We start from the raw sequence: 17,875 nt of genomic DNA on the forward strand, positions 1-17,875 counted from the left end.
TCAATAATTGAGAAAGCCAGCTATTTTTTTACTCTTATTGATAAGTGTACTGGAAAGCTACGCTCAATGCAGTAGTATCCGGCAGCAGCGTAATATTACGTTCAACACCGATAAGGACTGTGCACCTGTCACAGTCACAGATTTTACGATCACCTATTTCTTCAATACTCCACAAAATCCTGCGGATGTCGTCATTCGGTTTGATTGGAATGATCCGGCCAATAATTTTGATGAATACTCTCAGGGGGATGCTAATTTCTCAGTGGGCGGGACGAATACCGAATTTACAGCTGTAGGGACGTTTACTTATCCAGAAAATGATCAGTGTGTGTTTGAGCCTGTTTCTAGTGTCATAGTGGCAGGTGAAGCATGTGAAACTTCTGAGCAGGTCCAAGTCGTCACTTCCTGGTCTCGCGACAATGATTTTGGTGGGGACATTGCCATTATGCCAGAAAACTTCAATGTATGTTATAATAACCCTGTGGTAAACGCTGTATTTGAAGATAACTCTACCTTTAACTGCAACATCAATCAGGAACCCGATAATCCCAATCGTCTCCCCAGGCACACCCAGTTTGTGTATGGAACCAACCACAACCCGGCAGCCTCCATTCGTGACTTGTCGCTCGTGGACGATGGTGGAAATACAGTGGACCTTACTGACGGTAGTGCCAATCTGGGTGGGCCGGAAACTCGGTCAGGAGTGACCGCCGCTTATTTTGGGCCTATTGTAGAAATCCCGTTTCCGGCAGATGGCCCAAACCTGCAGTCATTTCCTATCAGTGCTCCGGCAAATGCCGACAATCAGGTAGGAAACGTATTTGAAATAACCCTGTATAACTGGAATATTTGTAACCCTTACAATGGTGATGCTGCAAACCCGAACTACAATGATGCAGTACAGACTACTGCGTATATTGAAATTGTAGAGCCGCCGGTGCCGGCCTTTGTGGCTCGTCTCAACAACGCCAGTGGGGCCGTTCAGGAAGTGTTTTGTCTGGGAGAGCGTATTTACTTTGAAAACCAAACTACAGGAGTGGCGGATGTTTCCTGGGAGTTTTATGATGACCCTTCGGGTAACACTCGGGTAGGGACCTCAGGAGCAACAAACCCCGTTTTCACTTTCAATACTGCCGGAGAGAAGCTCATTAGACTTACTGCGTCTAACCCGAATGCCCAGGGGAGTTGCACAGAGGTATATGAAGACACCATTGCTATGTCGCCAGCAGCTATGGCTGCTTTTGGTTTGTACACCAGTGACTTTAGCGCTGCTACGAACGGAGATTTTTGTGCTGCACAGACCGAATCGATCACCGTGGGTTTTAGAGATGAAACCATCAATATAGAGCCGGAAACTGAATGGAGGTGGGAGTTTTATGATTCGGACGGAAACCTGGAAGAAAGTATTCCGCCTGGTGCGAATACTTATGGTGACCGACAAAGTGATTTTACACGAACATTTACTGGAATTGGCGACTATCAGGTGAGGCTAATTGCCCGGAATTCTGTGACGCAGTGCGAGTCGGTAGCTATAGACAGTGTGCGATTGTATGCGGAGCCGGTAGCTTATTTTGAGGCAGATACCGTATGCGCGGGCGTTGCAACAAGCTTTGTAGGAATTGCCGATTCGATCGGAAGTCTGGCAGTGCGCGTCAACGAAGACAGGGTAGCGACTTACGAGTGGGACTTTAGCTATGATGGGAGTGCTTTTCAGGTGGAGCGTAGCACGGCCTCTAATGACCCATTTGAGCGAATGCTGGATGGAACAGATGGAGCCGAACCAGCAGAATCCGTGGCAGGGACTTACTCGGTGGCGCTAAGGATGATCACCGAAAAGGGTGGCTGTATTGGTACCTACATACATGACGTGGTGGTCAATCCATTGCCGGGCCCTCAGCTTGGTAGTAACTATTCTGGACCTGTATGTCCTGGCGATTCTGTAATGCTTTTCAACCAAAGTGACCTTGCCACCGCCGATTTCTTTTTAATCTTTACTGACTCGGTGGCATATTACGATACTATCGCTTTCAATCAGGCAGATACATCGCTGATTTTTGAAAACACCAGAGACACTGCCCGTCACTTCTACCTGTCGTTAAAAGGCATCACTCCAGCTGGGTGTGAGGAAATTTCTGAACCCATGACTGTGGAGGTGTTGCCTGCATTTCAGAGTGGGTTTACCGATGTAAACTATAGCGTGTCTAGAGGGAACTGCTCAGTTTGGAGCAGTACATTGGAGGTAAACAGCCGCACCCAAAACTTAAACGCGGATACTTATACCTGGTCTATAGCTGATGAAAATGGGCTGTTGGCGGGATATCCGATCGTGAAGAATGCCGGAGATCCGGATTTTCACCGTTTGGACTATGAGCTGGTAAATGCGTCACCTTCGAACAAGCTTTTTACCATTACTCTGGAAGTAGAAAAGGCTGGTGTATGCGTGCTTTCTAGTCAGGAGGAGCTTGTCATCAATCCTTCACCATCAAGTGCTTTTTCGGTAGAACGAATAGATTCATGTGCTTTTGCGGTTTTTGAGCTTTCTGCCGATCAGACAGGGCTTGCTAGCTACGATTGGGAGTTTACTCCGGCACCAGATCAGCATCTGGACGATGAAAATAATCAACGTCTGGTTTACCTGCGTGAAGCTCCATCAGGGGCTGATATTCCCATTGTTTTTCGTTTGGTGACTGAAAACCTCGCCAATTGCTCGAGCGATACATCCGAGTATGTAGGCCAGGTAGATAAGTCTGAGCCTCCGTTGGTAGCTGGATTTGAAATTGATCGAGATACGCTACTGCTACCTGATAGTGTGCTGACCCTGAATAACACCAGCAGTGGTGCTACTGCTTATCTGTGGGATTTTGGTGATGGACAAACGCAAACTACTGCGGAGCCGGGAACCCATGCCTATCCTACTGCTGGAGTGTATCGCATCGAGCTGGAGGTAAGTAACACCTACTGCGAGGCTTTTGCTTACAAAAATGTGGTGGTAGAACCACCCGAGCCGATAATCGATTTCAATGCCGATGTATTGGCTGGCTGTGCACCGCTTACGGTTCAGTTTTTAAATGAAAGTCAGTTTACCAACCCTGCTTCGTTTAGATGGGAGTTTGGAGATGGCAATACTTCTACTGCCGAAAACCCTGCTCATACGTATGCCCGGGCCGGTTCCTATACGGTGAGTTTATATGGTGAAAACATGCGCGGAGTGTCTGATGTGCTCATCAGAGAGGATTATGTGCAGGTCTATGCCCAGCCCGTGGCAGATTTTGCTGTCAACCCGTCTGTGGCCTTTGTGCCCGATACGGAAGTGTTTTTCAGAAATGCTTCCCAAACTGCAACCAGCTTCTCCTGGGATTTTGGTGATGGGCAAACGTCTACAGACCTAAATCCCCGGCATACATATTCTGAGGTGGGCACGTATGATATTCAACTAATAGCTTCAAATGATCAGGGCTGTGTGGATTCTCTCCTGATAGAATCAGGAGTAGAGGCTGTGGCAGGAGGGAATGTGAAGACCCCCAACGCGTTTTCGCCAGGGGGATCCAATGGAGCAGATGCTTTCAATGATGTTTTCTTACCAAGAGTAGAAGGCGTCAGTGAGTTTAGAATGTTCATCTACAATAGGTGGGGAGAGTTACTTTTTGAAAGCCTTGATCCCCAGCTGGGATGGGATGGGTTTTTCAATGGGCAGCTACAGCCTGCCGACGTATACGTATACCGACTAGAGCTTACCTATAGTGATGGCCGGGAACAGGTGAAAATAGGGGATGTAACGCTGGTAAGATGAATAAGCTGATTGTTTTTAACCTATTGATAGTCATGTCGTTGATGTCTTTTGCTCAGGACATGCATTATTCGCAGTATTATGCGAACCCACTCTACCTCAATCCAGCTTTCACCGGAGCCATTGCACATCAGCGTGTGGCAGTCAACCATCGGCTGCAGTGGCCCGAACTACCAAAAGCATTTGCTAATTACAGCTTTAGCTATGACCAAAACGTACCTGCCTTAAATAGTGGTTTTGGCTTGTTGGCCAATGTGGATCGGGCGGGATCTGCCAGTTTGCAAAGTGCTTCCATTGCCTTTAATTACAGTTATACAGTAGAGGTGCAAGGTGCCTGGGTGGTAAAACCGGCACTTACATTTGGGTACGTAAGCCGATCTATAGATTATACAAAGCTTGTTTTTGGTGATCAGATAGATTTTGGGGTTGATGGTGCCCCTTCTCAGGATCCGTCAATTGGCCAAATTGATAGTAATAACTTTATGGACATTGGCGCAGGCTTACTTGCCTACACAAAAAAGGCCTGGTTTGGAGTGTCTGGGTATCACCTAAATACCCCCAATCATTCCATAATTTCTGGCAATACCTACCTGCCAATGAAGTGGACCGTACATGCTGGTTTACGCTTTCAAATGGGCAATCCAGCTTTTAAAAACGTAAAAAAGGTAAGTGTTTCGCCCAGTTTCATTTACAAACGGCAGGGTGATTTTGATCAGTTGGATGTGGGAGCCTCTTTTCACTATAGTCCGGTGCTTTTCGGTCTCTATTACCGCGGACTTCCCTGGGAGAAAAATGATGCCAATCAGCTTAATCATGATGCTGTTGTTTTATTGTTTGGAGTGAAATTTGACCAGTTTCAGTTTGGTTATAGTTTTGATTCGAACATCTCCCGGCTTAGTACTTCTACGGGAGGTGCTCATGAGCTGTCTTTGGTATATCACTTTCAGTGGCCCAATAATCCACAGCGTGTAGAGCGTAGCAAACGATTCCTACCTTGTCCGGCGTTTATTGACGGGCTTTACAACTAGCATTGCCGGGTTTGTTATAATTTTGAGCTTGATGATGGAGAAAGAAGCATTGCTGCAAAAGCTGGACAAGCATCCGATCATAGCTCAGGTGGGGCAGGTGGCGGACGAGCAAAACCTGGACACTTATATTGTGGGCGGATATGTAAGAGATTTGCTGCTGGAGCGGGAAAGTAAAGACATAGATTTTGTATGTGTGGGCAGTGGAATAGCTCTGGCAAAAGCTGTAAAAGCAAAGCTGGGCAAATCAGCCAAACTGGCTGTTTACAAAAATTTCGGTACTGCGGCGATTACACATGAGGATTTTGAATTAGAATTCGTTGGTGCCAGACGAGAAAGCTATCGGGCGGATTCGCGCAAACCGATCGTGGAAGACGGGTCATTGGAGGACGATCAAAACCGCAGGGACTTTACCATCAATGCATTGGCTATTCAAATCAACACGGCAAATTATGGGAAACTCATCGACCCATTTGGTGGAGTAGAGCATTTACAGCAGAAGCTAATCAAAACTCCTCTCGAACCGGAAGTAACATTTTCGGATGATCCGCTGCGCATCATGCGTGCTATTAGGTTTGCTACACAGCTGAAGTTTGACATAGCTCCGGAGACTTTTGATGCCATCATCAAACAAAAAGAGCGAATAAGTATCATTTCTCAAGAGCGCATCACTGACGAGCTCAATAAAATCATCCTGGCTGACACGCCTTCTTATGGGTTTAAACTGCTGTTTACCTGCGGGTTGCTCCCGATTATTTTTCCAGAAATGGCAAAGCTCCATGGGGTGAAGAAAGTTAACGGTAAGGCGCATAAGGACAACTTTTACCACACGCTACAGGTGCTGGATAATATCTGTGCAGACACGGATAGTCTTTGGTTGCGCTGGGCTGCAATCCTACACGACATAGCTAAGCCTGCTACGCAGCGTTTTCATGAGAAGGCAGGGTGGACGTTTCACGGGCATGAAGACATGGGAGCACGCTGGGTGCCCCGGATATTCAAAAAGCTGAAGTTGCCGCTCAATGAGAAGATGAAATATGTGCAAAAGCTGGTAAAGCTCCACTTACGGCCTATCGCACTGGTAAATGAAAAAGTAACAGACTCTGCCATACGTAGACTGCTCTATGAAGCTGGAGATGATATCGATGATCTGATGACGCTCTGTCGGGCGGATGTTACTAGTAAAAACCCGGATCGTGTACGCAGGTATCTTGCCAACTTTAAGAAAGTAGAAAAGAAAATCAAGGAAGTGGAAGAGCGGGATCAGGTGCGCAACTTTCAGCCACCGGTATCTGGCGAAACCATCATAGCTACTTTTGGTATAGAGCCATCTCGTGAGGTGGGCGAAATCAAAAATGGAATCAAAGAAGCTATATTAGAAGGAACCATTCGTAATAACCCTGAGGAGGCACATGAGCTGATGATCAAACTGGGAAAATCTTTGGGGCTTACGCCCAAGTCAAACTAATCTATATTTTTGCAATCTTTTAGTAAACAGAAAACCTGAAATTAATACCTATGAAATATCTATTGTCGCTTATCGTGTGCCTGGTTGCATTTGCTTCTTCTGCTCAGCAGCAGGTGCCTCAGGATTCTATCCCTTTTGAGCTTAGAAAACAGGCCTACATCTACTCCATGGCCAATAAGTATAATGACCCGGCCGTAGCCCGAATGGCACTATACAACCTGATTGCTACCAATCCGGGAAGCTCCGCTCTGTTGGATTCTTTGGCACTGCTATACATCGACTACCAGCAGTATGCGTCTGCTGCCCTGGTGGCCCAAGATGCCATGAAGCTGAACCCGGATGATATCTTTGCCACCGAAGTTGCAGCAGTAGCTTTTGATAATCTAGGCGTAAAAACCCGAGCTGTAGCCAACTACGAAAAACTATATCTGGCCAACAATGACCTGAACACTCTCTATAAGGTGGCGTTTTTGCAACTAGACCTGAAACGCTACGGACAGGCATTGAGCAATGCGGATATCATCATAGAATCCAGCAAATCAGAGGAGATTGAGTTAATCTTCCCGACCCAGGACAACAAAGGGCAGGAGGTGTCCATGAAAGTAGCTGCCATTCGCCTAAAAGGGATGATCGAAAAGGATCGTGGCAATACTGCTCTGGCTAAGGACCTGTTTCAAAAGGCACTGGACATGCAGCCAGACTTTGAGCTATTGAAGCAGCAAATCGCCGAACTCGATCAATAAATTAGACTTTTTCAGCATGCTGCTTTAGGCGGTCTAGCCAATGAAGCAGTGTGCTGTGTAGTTTTTGATGGCTAAAGAAAAGCGTAAAGAACCCCTGTAATGACTCGTCGGTGGTGACAATGGTCTGATTGCCATCAGTTTCTTCCAGGTTCCAAACATGAATAGCTTTCATACCCATGGCTTTTCCCGTCCAGCTGATCATTTCATTTTCCTTGATTTGACGAATTGTAGAGGAAATAGATGTTCCGTTCATCGTCCAGCTAAATGTGCTGCCAATACTGAGCTCTTCAAACTTAACATCGGCAATGTCATCGTTCCATTCAGGCCATTTTTCTATCTCAGTAATGCTTTTCCAAACCACATCAACGGGCGCATTGATGATGGTAGACTGACTGTCGCGGATGCTGGCATTAGGATTGATTTTTCCATTCTCGGCCAGAGGAGCTAGGACTTTCATACGGCTAGGGATTTTAGATCTTCACCTAAAAATACCACTTTCATTTGATTGAAAAAATACTTTTTCGATGAGTGTCAGAGAGGCGTGTTGAGCTGTTCTTGCTGTAGTCTGATCATTACAGATCGGTTGAAAATTGCAGAGATCAACCCTCCAATCACATATGTGATGGCTATGGCTGCATAGATACCTTTTACCCCGTACAGGTCATCCAGCCAATAAAGCAGTGGGATACCAATGATCAACATTTGGATAAAAACAATGCTAGATGCTGTTAGAGGTTTGTTGAGGGTGTTGATGTTGCTATTTACGATTTGGACTACACCTTGAAAACCAAAGGAAAAGGATACAAGGGTGAGGTACAGGGCTGTAGCGTTGATCACCTCCTGATCATCAGTGAAAATGCTGGCTATGGGTTTACCAAAGAAAAACAAAATGGCCGCTACAAGAAGTCCCCAGCCTACACTAAAGAGATTGCTGTAAAACACGCCGCTCCGTATACGACTGAAATTCCCAGCTCCAAAGTTTTGACCTGAAAATGGTCCTATGGAAGCAGAAAGAGCAAATAATATGCTCTTGGCGAGAAACTCCACGCGAGTGGCTACACCGTATCCAGCCACTACAAACTCCCCATGCCGTGCAAGCAAGGCAGTAATCACTCCGGTAGTAATGGGCACGATCATTTTACTGATTCCCGAGGGTATGCCTATCCACAATATGGGTTTCCAATTATTCCATTCAGGTAATTTTTTGATTAGGAGTTTTTCTCGGAAGTTGAGCACCCAAAGCGATAGGATCATCGTCATAGCTCTGGAAATCGCCGTGGCTGTAGCTGCTCCTTTTAGCCCCATGGCAGGTATAGGGCCATAGCCAAATATCAAGAGTGGGTCCAGGATGGCATTGATGATGACTGCAAAAATCATAATCATACTGGGTGTTCGGGTGTCTCCGGTAGATCGAATGGCACTATTGCCCACGAAAGGGATGATGACGAAAAACAAGGCGAGGTACCAGATAGTCATGTATTCTACCACATAAGGGAGAATTTCATCACTGGCACCGAGCAGACGAAAAGTCGGTTCTACGGTGAGTACACCGATAATGATAAACACTCCAGCAAGCAAGACTGACAGCATTAAGCTGTCCGTGGTTTCTCTTGCAGCCTGCTTTCGGTCACTGCGTCCGATGGATTTAGAGATGAGCGCCGTGGCCCCAATGCCGAGCCCCTGCATGATGCTGAAGATCACCATGATGACGGGGAAGGTAAAGCTCAAAGCTGCCAGTTGTAAGCTGCCCAGCATTCCTACAAAGTAGGTGTCTACCAGGTTGAAAGCCACCATACTAAGGATGCCAAGCATCATGGGTAAGGTGAGGTTCGTTAGCTTTTTTGGTATAGATCCAGATGTGAGGTCCCGCTGCTCTGCTTTCAAAATGCTTCGTTGATATTGATATAGAAACCACTGGTGTTGTGCCCCCTGGCATAGTCCAGCCGAATGCGGATATGCTCTTCAGGGTTGATTTCATACCTAAGCCCAACGCCGTAGCTTCCTAAAAGTTTGTCAAAGGAAGCAAAAGTATCATTTACCCCGCCTATGCCCCCATAAGCGCTGATTATTATTCTTTTAAAAACGTATTTTCTTACCTCTGCTTGCAGCGTGGAAAAGTGATGGTCTCTATAGGCTCCACGGTAGTAGCCACGCATGCGTTTCCCTCCGCCGAGTAAGGCGTAATTGTAAAAAGGTACGTCACCCACTACAGACTGGTGGTAGAGTTGAAAAGCAGTCTCCCAACCGTCCGCGGGGTGAAAATACTTGCGCGCATCAAAAAAGATGTCTGTGAACGCATAATCTCCGAAAGCAGCATCCTGATATTGCAAAACACGACCCTCCAGGTAGTATCCTCGAAAAGGGCAAAATACATTGTTTCGCTTGTCCAGCACGAAAGAAGCTCCTCCACCGAGTAGCTGGCCGCCCCTTACTCCCCGAATATTACGTTGATTCAGTTCGCCTTCAGCATCGGTTTTGATATGGAAATATTGATCGTAAAATAGAGTAGGACCTAAATAAAAGTTGTCTTTTAGTAATTTAAGTGCATTTACCTCAAACCGAAGAAAACTTGCTGTGTAAGCTTCAAACCTGTCCAGCGAGATGTCACTTCCTATACCGTAGTATTCGTAAGGATACAGGTAATAGCCAAGTTCACCCTTAAGCCAATATTGATCCCCCTTTAGGAATATTCCATAAGGATTAGTGAAAAGAATCTGATTTTCGAGCGTGTAAATGAAAATGCTCTGAATGTTGGACGGAGCGGCCGTTGAATCTTTGCTGGTGCGAAAATAAAAAAGCCCAGCGCCTCCAAAGCCCAACGAAGTTTCAGGTGAAAAAAACACCGCTGGCAACACGATGATTCCCTTGTCTTTGTTTTGGGTGCTGTCCTGTGCGAAAAGCGTACAGCATGTGATAGTCATCAATAAGCATATGAACTTGAATTTCAGGAGCATGAACGGAGCATTTGAACAAAAAACGGAATGACAAAATATCATATTTTCGTCATATTCCAACAAGCCAACAGGTTCGGGTAAAGTATGGTTTGGTTCGAGGGGTTGTTTGAAATGAAATTTGTTCGTTTATTCGCGAACCAATTTGGAGTAGGGTTGGTTATTTTGCCAATTTTTATCGCAATAAAGTAATGGAGAAAATAACATTAGGGTCAGGGTGTTTTTGGTGTACAGAAGCAATTTTTCAGCGACTCAATGGAGTCCAGTCTGCAGTTTCAGGTTATTCTGGAGGGAAAACTAAAGATCCATTTTACAGGGAAGTAGTGGCAGGCACTACTGGCCATGCCGAAGTGGTGCAGGTTACTTTTGATCCTGATGTGATTTCGATAGAGGAGATCCTGGAGGTTTTTTGGAAAACGCATGACCCAACGACGCTTAATAAACAAGGCAATGATGTGGGTACTCAGTACCGGTCTGTGGTTTTTTATCACAACGACGAGCAGCGCCAGATTGCTGAGCGCCTGAAGGCGGCTTTGGATGCTTCCGGCGCATGGGGTGATCCGATTGTGACCGAAATCACGCCTTTAGACGCTTTTTATCCGGCTGAGGATTATCATCAGGATTACTTCAATGAGAATGGTAGTCAGCCTTATTGTCAGTTTGTGGTTGCACCGAAAGTGAGCAAGTTCAAAGAGGTGTTTGGTGATAAGTTGAAAAAGTGAAGCTAAAAAAAGGCACCAGCAATCGAATGATTGAAGGTGCCAGGATTCTACTACTTAACCATTGTTTTTACTATCTCAGCTCCCAGATTTTGGCCTGGAGATGTGAGTTGTCGTACCAGAAATTTTGAGCCCTGCCAGCGTCAATAGCGCGCACATAGGTGCTCATGGCCAGATCATTTTCACCTTTAGAAGCGTAGTAGTCAGCGAGAATTTCCAGATTGAAAGGGTCTTCCTGAATTTCGATCGACTTTTCTATCCAGATCATGGCCTGATCTATATTTTGGTCTTTTTTGAAGCAAACCTGAGCCGATTCCGCTAAAGTTTTCCAGTCATAGCCCGCTGCTTCTTCTACAGCTTCTTTCGCTTTTTTTACGCTTTTGCTCTCTCCGGTGGAGGAGGCAGTAGCTGTAAAAGTGAGAAGTCCTACTAATGCTAATGCTCCGATCATTTTTTGAATAGTTTTCATACCCGTGATTGTTTGTTTGAAGATGTTATGTGAATAATTTGGTTTTGCCTCTATACACTTCAATTCTGTGCCAAAACACTTAAGTAGCAGTGTATCAGATTGTTGTGATTCTTGGTGTGTGTTGAATTGTTCGCATCTGAATGTCCGTGTACACGCTAGCGGACACTTTTAGTGATTTTCTGGGGGTGCTCAGGGTTGCATGATTAACTGATTTTAACATGTTTTTTTTCTTACAATTAATATGATGACTCAGTTCGCATGCATTGGTTACAAGGAGTTTCAACATTTCTGGATCAAGGCAGTTTCTCTTTCATGTCATTGCAAGATTTACTTTCGCAGGCATGGGAAAATATCAAGTCAGCAGCTGTTGACCCTTCTCATCCTTTTCGGTTTTTAGCTTTCAATACCCTGGGGGAGGTGTATCCAGATACACGAATGGTGGTACTGCGTCACTTCAATCCAGACGCCAACCAGTTGTTCGTATTTACAGACAGACGATCTGAAAAGGTGAAGCACATCAAGATTGATGATCGGGTCAGCTTGTTGTTTTATGACCAGGAGCGAAGAGTACAAGTCAAGTGTCTTGCCCATGCTACCTTGCTTTCGATGCCTGACAGTGTGCCTTATTGGAAACGGTTAAAATCAGGCAAGGAGAGCTACAATACGCTACATTCGCCCGCTACTGTGGCTAATTCCTGGGAGGAAGCCGTAGCGCTAAAGCCCACTTTTGATGCGGAGGATTTTGGGGTGATTAGGTGTGACTTAGATGAATTAGAAGTGCTGCAGCTCCAAAGTTCAGGTCACCAGCGTGCACGCTTCACATTTCTGGGTGGCAGTTTGGATGCGAGCGAATGGCTCGTTCCATAAGGTTTAGTTAAATAAGTCTAGCTGTTGAGGTGAAGGGGGTGTAGCATGTCCATTGACGGTTCGTCCGCCATATTTCCAGGAGTTATTGCGTTCATTCTCTATGACATCTTGCAGGTTGCCTTTGGGTACAAAATCGTTCTCCATTTGTGATGCTGCCTTTTTCAGGCTTTTTACTGCTTTTAGCTTGTCTGTATTACCTATGCGTGCTTTGTCTATTGCTTTGCGCAAAACGGCTATTGATTCGTCATAGGTATGAGTAGGCACCGGGAAAGGGTGTCCGTCTTTGCCTCCATGGGCAAAGGAGAATCGGGCCGGGTCGCTAAAGCGGGTAGGAGTACCATAGATAACCTCACTGACCAGTGCCAGTGATTGGAGCGTACGAGGCCCCATGCCTTCCAGCAGCAAGAGGGACTCGAAATCTTGAGTAGGTAAATCCTTTGCCATGGCCAATACGGTGCCCAGGCGTCTGATGTCCACATCTTTCTGACGTACATCATGATGGGCGGGAAATTTGATGTGCTGAATCTCTCTCAGCATAGAGGTAGTAGGAGCAGCTGCCATCTCCAGAAGGTGGTTTTTGGTGTTCCGGGCGTTTCTGGCTGTCAGGTTTAAGATGGGGCCTTTATTTTCACCATAGATAAACTGATGAGGGGTCTCTGTGAAGCTCCGAAACGAACCTCCCAGCCAGTGATATCTCCTCGCATACCCAGAGCGGGTATCCATACCTTGCTGTACCACTGCCCAGTCACCTTCATCACTTAGTATAAATGAATGCAGGTATATTTGAAAGCCATCCTGTATGGCTGTATTGTCCACCTTGGCTGTTAGTTTGCTATTTCTCACCAGCTCAGCTGCATTTAGGCCAGTCTGGTTTGCATAGGAAGTAAGTTCGGCTGGTGTTTTTCTGCTGTGTTTTCCACGCCCTCCGCAGATGTAAATGCCCAGTTCTTTGGCTTTTGGATTCAAAGCAGTTTTTAGTGCTCCTATCACAGAAGTCGTTATTCCAGAAGAATGCCAGTCCATTCCCAGGACACACCCTAGCGATTGAAACCAAGCCGGATCACTTAGTCGCGCAATGACTTCCTTTTTACCATATTCTACCAGGATGGCCTCTACGATAGCTCCTCCCAGTAAACTCATGCGCTCTGCTAACCATTTTGGCACTTTTCCACCGTGTAGTGGAAGGTCTGCGTGTCCTCTTCGCTTCATTTAGCTAAAATAAGTGTTAAAAAACTAATAAAATTAGTATTTCAATGAAAATGTTATCGTTTTGGTGAGAACATAGAGCTTTGTGAGGTGGATAATTTTTGGAAAAGGAATTTTACGAGTCCGTTTATCCGGTCTTTAGGTGGCATGGTCGAGCGTAGGTTTTCAAGACCCCCGATTTTAATTGGTGGGTGTGGAAGATCTGGTACCACGCTAGTGCAGGCCATTTTGGGTGCACACCCCCAAGTACATGTACTTCCGGGTGAAGTGGATGCGTTTACTACCTGGCAGGAAGGTCGTCCTTTGCGTATTGATCGGCTCTATCGCGGAATGTTGTTGCATCCGCCGGGTAAAGATGCTCAGCGGTGGTGTGTCAAGCGCCCTTATATGGTAAGGCATATTGGGGAAATACTCAATTACTTGCCCCAGGGGACTAAATTCATTCATGTGGTGCGTGATGCTCGGGCAGTGTGCTGTTCACACCATCCAAAGCAGCCAAACACCTATTGGGTAGCTCCCCAGCGATATTATGAAGATGTAAGTTGCGGATTGGATTATGCTCAGGAGGAGCACGTTTATCTGCTAAAATATGAAGATCTGGTACAGCACCCCCAAAACACCATTGAGGCACTTTGTGAGTTTTTAGAAGTGTCCTTTGACCAAAAACTATTGCGCTGGCAAGATCATACGTCTATTCAGAAAGCCAACTCCTGGTTTTCGGCAGCTAAACCCATACATCAGGGTAGTTTGAATCACTGGAAAGCACCGAAATATGACAATCGGGTACATGAGATAATCAACTACCCGGGAATGGTGGAATTGCTAAAAAAACTAGGCTACAGCGTGTGATTTGCTGATTTATTTAGATTTAAAGCTCATTATATTAGTTATTCGCTTTTGATTTACTAATTTAGTTGTCATGTTTCAGACGTAAAAGACGAAATCATGCAACAGATTGCTAATCAATTTAGAGTGAAAGATTTGATGTTTCTAGATGCTGATGTCACTTTTGATGATGATTATCATTTAAAGCTCACATCAAAGAAGTTGAGGTCTGGAAAATGTCAGGTGAAGTTTTTTGCATCTATTAAAGAGCGGAAAGACATGTATGGTTATGTGTTGGTAGATGCAGATAAAACACTTAAAGACGTAGTGGTCACCATCAAAGACAAACTACGAACCATACGACAAACACGTGAATTTCATCATTTACATCTTTATTCGATTGGGAAAGTTGGGAATGATGACATGAATTTCATCATATTTGATAGTTAAAATCCAAAGCACGAACAGGTGAGTCTTATATCAGAAAATATCAAGTACCTGCGCAAGCAGGCAGGTTATACACAGGAGCAGTTTGCTAATCAGGTAGGAATCAAGCGGTCAGTAGTAGGAGCTTATGAAGAAGCCCGCGCAGAGCCCAGATTGCAAACGCTGATGAGCATCGCAGAAGTGCTCAATGTTAACGTGGACGATCTGATCTCAAAAGATCTGACCGGAGGGAAGGAGTTGGCCCAACGAGAAAAAGTGAAGATTCTTTCCATTACGGTAGATAAGGAGGATAATGAAAACATAGAGCTCATACCCCAGAAGGCTGCTGCCGGCTACCTCAATGGTTATTCGGACCCAGAGTATTTATCGGAGTTGCCCCGGTTTCACTTACCCATGCTTCCTAAAAATGCTACGTATAGGGCATTTGAGATTAGTGGTGATTCTATGCTGCCCATCCCATCGGGGAGTATTGTGATCGGTAAATACCTGGAAAGTGTAGATGAAATAAAGAATGGTAAAACCTATGTGCTTCTTACCGAACGAGAAGGTGTAGTCTATAAGCGAGTGTTTAATTACATAGCAGACCGTGGAAAACTTTACCTGGTCTCTGACAACAAGTCTTATTCTGCGTATGAAATTGAGCCCAAAGATGTAATAGAGGTGTGGGAAGCCAAGGCCTACATTAGCATACAATTCCCGGATCCTGAGTCAGCGTCAGAACTTTCATTGGATAAAATCGCTGGAATGGTGATGAACCTGCAGCATGAAGTCAATGAAATAAAGAGAAATATAACTGACTAAATTAGTATCCTACCAGCTGACTTACTCGTAGAAATAGCTTTGTTTTGCGCTGTTGTTTTCCAAACAACTTTAAAACATTGCCATTGAAGGGGATTTGCGTTTTACTTATTTGTCTGTGCGCTAACTGCGTGTGGGCACAAACCACTGTGGTATCAGGTAAGGTAACCGAAGCTGCAACAGGTAGCCCCATTCCATTTGCGAATGTGGTATTTACAGGTACAGAGATTGGCACCATCACTGATTTTGACGGTAATTTCACGCTGACGGCCAATGTTCCTGTAGACTCTCTGGAGGTTCGGTACATTGGGTTTTTGAAACGAACCAAGCCGATTGCATATGGTGTGGAACAAGTAGTCAGTTTCCAGCTCGATGAGGACATCCAAACCCTCGGAGAAGTAGTGGTGTATGCAGGGGAAAACCCTGCCTGGCCTATCATGAGGCAGGTGGTGGCCAATAAAAAAGCCAATGACAAGAGAAGCCTGGATGCTTTTGAGTACGAAGCATATACCAAGGTAGAGTTTGATGTAGATAACATTTCGGGATTTCTACAGAAGTGGAAGCTAGTGAAAAAAGTCTCGGGAGTGTTGGACAGCATTCAGCAAATAGCCGGAGAAGATGGCAACCCGGTTTTTCCTATTTTTATTTCGGAGGCTATTTCCAGGTACTATTACAAAAAAGACCCTATCCTAAAGCATGAACATGTGCTCAAAACCAAAGTAAGTGGGGTGGGAATCACTGACGGCACTTTATCATCACAGGTAGTAGGGGCCACCTTTCAGGAGTATAACTTTTACCAAAACTGGCTCAATATTGTCACCAAAGAGTTTGTTTCGCCTATAGCTGATGGCTGGCGTATCTATTACAATGTGTTTCTGGAAGACAGTGCATACATCGCTGATGACTTTTGCTACCGGATAGATTTTTATCCAAAACGCCCACAGGACCTGGCTTTTACCGGTACTATGTGGATCACCAAAGAGGACTTTGCGCTGAAGCGCATAGATGCTTCAGTCCCCAAAGAGGTCAACCTTAACTTCATCGAAAAGCTGAAAATCCAACAGGATCTCATCCAAACCGAAGCAGGCCCGTGGCTGCCAGAAAAGACACGTGTAGTAGTAGATGTGTCTCAAGTACTCAAACACACCGCAGGGTTTTTGGCTAAGTTTTATATTTCTACTGAGGATCACGTGATCAATGACCCCAAGCCTAATAAGTTTTACCTTAATCCGGTAAGCCTGGATGAGAACGTTCGAATGCATGACGAAGCGTATTGGCAGGAGCACAGGCACGATTCGCTGACGGCTACTGAATTGAATGTGTTTGATATGATTGATACGCTCAAAAAAATATCGGCAGTAAAGCGGTACATGGACCTGGCCAAATTTGCCGTGAATGGTTACCACAAAGTAGGTCCGATAGACATAGGTCCATATCCGACCTTTATCGGGAACAATGATGTAGAAGGGTTTAGGCTTGGGTTTGGCGGAAGGACCAATCTCTCGGTAAGTGATAAATGGATTGTAGGAGGGCATTTTGGTTATGGATTTGAAGATGAAGAATGGAAATATCGTGGGTATGTAGAACGCATCCTTAGCCGCCAGCCATGGACTACCCTGAGAGTGGAGCATCAGAAAGAAGTGGAGCAGGTCTGGCTGCTCAATCAACAAGTGGAACCGAATGGGTTGTTTTATGGAATTAGTAGGTTTGGTAGCCTCATTCAGCCGTTTATGATTCATAAATCTCAGCTGACATTTTACAGGCAGATGGCCCCGGGGTTTGGCAGTACACTAAGGTTGAAACAAGAACGGTTCAATCCGCTATTTGACTTTCAGTATTACACAGATTATGAGCGCTCGGAAACATCTAGCGCCTACGATGTAAGTGAAGTGGCGGTAAAGCTTAGATATGCCAAGGATGAACTCTTTGTGGTCAATGACAATGAGCGATTGAGTCTGGGAACTGTTCGGTGGCCGGCTTTTAACCTGGAATATGTTTACGGGATGCCTAATGTAGTGGGGAGTGATTTTGAGTACCACAAAATCCAGGCATCGATAGAGCAGGAGCAAAAGATGGGATTGTTAGGCAAGGCCAAAATAAAACTAGGCGGAGGATATGCCGCTGGCAACGTACCTTATACGCTGCTGTTCAATCCAATAGGTAACCAAACTCCATTTTATGTGGATTTCGCTTACAGCATGATGAACTATTTTGAGTTCAGTAGTGACAGGTATGTGGAGTTCAGGTATCGTCATTCATTTGAGGGGTTTGTTTTAAATACCATTCCGCTTATGAAAAGGCTGAAGCTACGGCTGATAGGGAGCGCTAATGTGTTTTATGGCAGTTTGAATGAAAAAAACAGGCAAAAGACCGTGCCGGTCACTAACATACAGGGAGATCAGGTTTACCCTTTTAAAACACTGGGTCAAACACCCTACATTGAGCTGGGCTATGGAGTAGAAAACATATTTAAGGTGATATCGGTGGAAGCTTTTCACAGACTTACCCACCTCAAAGGTGAAGATGTTCGTAGTTTTGGGTTGAAGTTTAATATTGAATTTACCCTGTAG

The 17,875-nt window shown here is 45.2% G+C and carries 15 protein-coding genes; 10 read left to right on the forward strand and 5 right to left on the reverse strand.

The annotated features are described in order from the left end of the window. Window positions 1-7: 7 nt before the first annotated feature. The 4 genes from C7460_RS18610 to C7460_RS18625 are packed head-to-tail and all read left to right on the forward strand — an operon-like array spanning window position 8 to window position 7,023. The gene (locus C7460_RS18610; RefSeq protein ID WP_115869637.1) at window positions 8-3,790 is read left to right on the forward strand and encodes a gliding motility-associated C-terminal domain-containing protein; all 3,783 of its coding nucleotides are present in this window, start codon (window positions 8-10) and stop codon (window positions 3,788-3,790) included. Beyond that, window positions 3,787-4,815: a PorP/SprF family type IX secretion system membrane protein gene (locus C7460_RS18615; protein ID WP_115869638.1), complete on the forward strand. Its 1,029-nt coding sequence runs from the start codon at window positions 3,787-3,789 to the stop codon at window positions 4,813-4,815. Before C7460_RS18610 ends, C7460_RS18615 begins: the two co-directional genes overlap by 4 nt. A 31-nt stretch (window positions 4,816-4,846) precedes the next feature. Further along, window positions 4,847-6,280, forward strand: a complete 1,434-nt coding sequence (locus C7460_RS18620; RefSeq protein WP_394340437.1) for a CCA tRNA nucleotidyltransferase — start codon at window positions 4,847-4,849, stop codon at window positions 6,278-6,280. Between the two features lie 50 nt (window positions 6,281-6,330). After that, window positions 6,331-7,023: a hypothetical protein gene (locus C7460_RS18625; protein WP_115869639.1), complete on the forward strand. Its 693-nt coding sequence runs from the start codon at window positions 6,331-6,333 to the stop codon at window positions 7,021-7,023. Between the two features lies 1 nt (window position 7,024). On the opposite strand, the gene C7460_RS18630 is transcribed toward C7460_RS18625, so the two are convergent. The 3 genes from C7460_RS18630 to C7460_RS18640 all read right to left on the reverse strand — a co-directional run bounded on the left by C7460_RS18630 (window position 7,025) and on the right by C7460_RS18640 (window position 9,944). Next, complete coding sequence (locus tag C7460_RS18630; RefSeq protein WP_115869640.1) at window positions 7,025-7,480, reverse strand: SRPBCC family protein; 456 nt, start codon at window positions 7,478-7,480, stop codon at window positions 7,025-7,027. A gap of 74 nt (window positions 7,481-7,554) precedes the next feature. Beyond that, window positions 7,555-8,907: an MATE family efflux transporter gene (locus C7460_RS18635; RefSeq protein WP_115869641.1), complete on the reverse strand. Its 1,353-nt coding sequence runs from the start codon at window positions 8,905-8,907 to the stop codon at window positions 7,555-7,557. Further along, a complete protein-coding gene (locus tag C7460_RS18640; RefSeq protein WP_221409578.1) occupies window positions 8,904-9,944 on the reverse strand; it encodes a BamA/TamA family outer membrane protein in 1,041 nt (346 codons plus the stop codon). Before C7460_RS18640 ends, C7460_RS18635 begins: the two co-directional genes overlap by 4 nt. A gap of 221 nt (window positions 9,945-10,165) precedes the next feature. Here C7460_RS18640 and msrA point away from each other — a divergent pair, with 221 nt between their 5' ends. Beyond that, the gene (gene msrA, locus C7460_RS18645; protein WP_115869643.1) at window positions 10,166-10,696 is read left to right on the forward strand and encodes a peptide-methionine (S)-S-oxide reductase MsrA; all 531 of its coding nucleotides are present in this window, start codon (window positions 10,166-10,168) and stop codon (window positions 10,694-10,696) included. A gap of 70 nt (window positions 10,697-10,766) precedes the next feature. On the opposite strand, the gene C7460_RS18650 is transcribed toward msrA, so the two are convergent. Continuing rightward, window positions 10,767-11,162 (reverse strand): hypothetical protein, encoded by a 396-nt coding sequence (locus C7460_RS18650; RefSeq protein WP_115869644.1) that lies wholly within the window; start codon window positions 11,160-11,162, stop codon window positions 10,767-10,769. Between the two features lie 312 nt (window positions 11,163-11,474). Here C7460_RS18650 and C7460_RS18655 point away from each other — a divergent pair, with 312 nt between their 5' ends. Continuing rightward, window positions 11,475-12,029 (forward strand): pyridoxamine 5'-phosphate oxidase family protein, encoded by a 555-nt coding sequence (locus C7460_RS18655; RefSeq protein ID WP_221409579.1) that lies wholly within the window; start codon window positions 11,475-11,477, stop codon window positions 12,027-12,029. A 3-nt stretch (window positions 12,030-12,032) separates the two neighbouring features. On the opposite strand, the gene C7460_RS18660 is transcribed toward C7460_RS18655, so the two are convergent. Then, window positions 12,033-13,238, reverse strand: coding sequence for a DUF763 domain-containing protein (locus tag C7460_RS18660; protein WP_115869646.1), 1,206 nt, complete (start codon window positions 13,236-13,238; stop codon window positions 12,033-12,035). 144 nt (window positions 13,239-13,382) lie between these two features. Between C7460_RS18660 and C7460_RS18665 the strand changes: the two genes are divergently transcribed. The 4 genes from C7460_RS18665 (at window position 13,383) to C7460_RS18680 (ending at window position 17,875) form a co-directional block, all read left to right on the forward strand. After that, complete coding sequence (locus C7460_RS18665) at window positions 13,383-14,084, forward strand: sulfotransferase family protein (RefSeq protein WP_115869647.1); 702 nt, start codon at window positions 13,383-13,385, stop codon at window positions 14,082-14,084. A 96-nt stretch (window positions 14,085-14,180) separates the two neighbouring features. Further along, window positions 14,181-14,510 (forward strand): hypothetical protein, encoded by a 330-nt coding sequence (locus tag C7460_RS18670; protein WP_115869648.1) that lies wholly within the window; start codon window positions 14,181-14,183, stop codon window positions 14,508-14,510. Between the two features lie 18 nt (window positions 14,511-14,528). Continuing rightward, window positions 14,529-15,308: an XRE family transcriptional regulator gene (locus tag C7460_RS18675; RefSeq protein ID WP_115869649.1), complete on the forward strand. Its 780-nt coding sequence runs from the start codon at window positions 14,529-14,531 to the stop codon at window positions 15,306-15,308. Between the two features lie 128 nt (window positions 15,309-15,436). After that, on the forward strand, window positions 15,437-17,875 hold the full coding sequence (locus C7460_RS18680) for a DUF5686 and carboxypeptidase-like regulatory domain-containing protein (protein ID WP_170148099.1): 2,439 nt from the start codon (window positions 15,437-15,439) through the stop codon (window positions 17,873-17,875).

Source organism: Marinoscillum furvescens DSM 4134, from assembly GCF_003386095.1.
GTDB lineage: Bacteria > Bacteroidota > Bacteroidia > Cytophagales > Cyclobacteriaceae > Marinoscillum > Marinoscillum furvescens.